Raw genomic sequence first — 1,546 nt, forward strand, 5'->3', positions numbered from 1 at the left:
ATAGCCTTGCACTAGTTAGCACTATTTTTCTCACCATGAATGTGATCGGCTGTCAAACTCTTGACGGTAAATCTATCGAGGCTAACTCTACAAACGTTACCAATGAAAACCAAATACGCTGGAGTAAAAACGGCCAAGTCTTTCAAATACCTGATGACATGGCGCTTGGTGAAAATAAAAGTAGAGTAGTATTTTTTAGAGATTCAGCTGATATTAGAAAACATATTCCCATTCATATCGGAATTGGTTCAGAGAAGATGTTTCATACAAGTTTAAAAGATGGGTATTACTCAGACGTCGTGGTTTGTAGTGGTCCGCAAACTATCAATAGCGCTAGTATCCTAAATACTAATGAAGATGTTGTATCCCATTCAGAAAAATATAACTTTGCTCCGAAAAAAACAACCTATATCAAAGTTAGTTTGTCACCAACGAATCAATCAGTTATTCAGCAAATAGACGCTAACGAAGCTATTCCACAGCTAGAAAATATCGTACGTCAGTCCTATCAAATTAGCCGTGTATCTATGACATGCAATGTCAAACCTAAACCTAAACTTATTGAAGAACCAGTAGTACAAGTTGATATTGATCAAGTCGAGAACGAGAAGAGAACAGAGTATGTGGTCAATTTTAACTTTGATACGAATGTTGTCGCCAATAACGACTATTCAAAGTTTGAAGGTTTAGCTCGCTTTATTGAGTCATATCCTGAAAATAACGTTATTTTAGAAGGCCATACGGATAGTAAGGGATCTTCTGAATACAACCTTAAATTGTCTCAGTCACGTGCAGAAAGAGTTAAGAATATTCTTGTAGATAGTTATGGTGTAGATGATTATAGATTGAGAACGGTTGGTTACGGTGAAACAAGACCTATAGATACTAATGATACAGAGTTGGGAAGATTGAATAATCGTAGAGTAATGGCAGTGATTAATCCATAAGCTTACTGAAACAAAATATTATTAATTAATAAGGAAATTAACAATGACTACTATTACTGTCAAATCATATGATCAAGCTAAAAATATTACAGAGCAAGCTGTAGTCGTTAACAACGGTCAGCCTGCTATTATTCAAGCTACAGAAAAAGTTAATTATGAACTTTTAGATGAATCTACTGGGCGTGCACCGCATCACGTTATAACAAAGCGTGTAGATAATAATTTACAGCTCTCGTTCGATGAAGATATTGAGAACCCAGATTTAGTTATCGAAGGATTTTACGACACTGCCAACAGTGAACTGATTGGATTGGCTGAGGATGGTAATTATTACTACTACATCCCAAATTCGGGTGAGTATGCAGATTATCTAACAGCAATGCCCGAAGGCGCGATTACAGGGCATGCATTAGGAGGAGCCTCAAGTGCCACTCCTTGGTGGGTAGGTGCCAGTGAAGTAGATGGTTTCAAAGTAATGCCTTGGCTAGTGGGCTTAGGAGCTATCGGTGCAGGCTTGGCAGTCGCAAAAGATTTAGACTCAGATGATAGTCAAGATGGTGCAGATGGACAAAGTGGTCTTTCAGCCTATGAAGTGTGGA

Annotated in this window: 2 protein-coding genes; both read left to right on the top strand. The window is 37.8% G+C overall.

Going from position 1 to position 1,546, the window contains the following annotated elements; translation table 11 throughout:
- Positions 1 to 947 (top strand): OmpA family protein (locus ACT3QN_RS13615; RefSeq protein ID WP_444523987.1); only part of this gene is annotated, 947 nt, incomplete at its 5' end.
- A 43-nt stretch (positions 948 to 990) separates the two neighbouring features.
- A partial coding sequence (locus ACT3QN_RS13620) for a hypothetical protein (protein ID WP_444523986.1) occupies positions 991 to 1,546 on the top strand: 556 nt, incomplete at its 3' end.

Source organism: Psychrobacter sp. AOP7-C1-14 (assembly GCF_052376135.1).
Taxonomy (GTDB): domain Bacteria; phylum Pseudomonadota; class Gammaproteobacteria; order Pseudomonadales; family Moraxellaceae; genus Psychrobacter.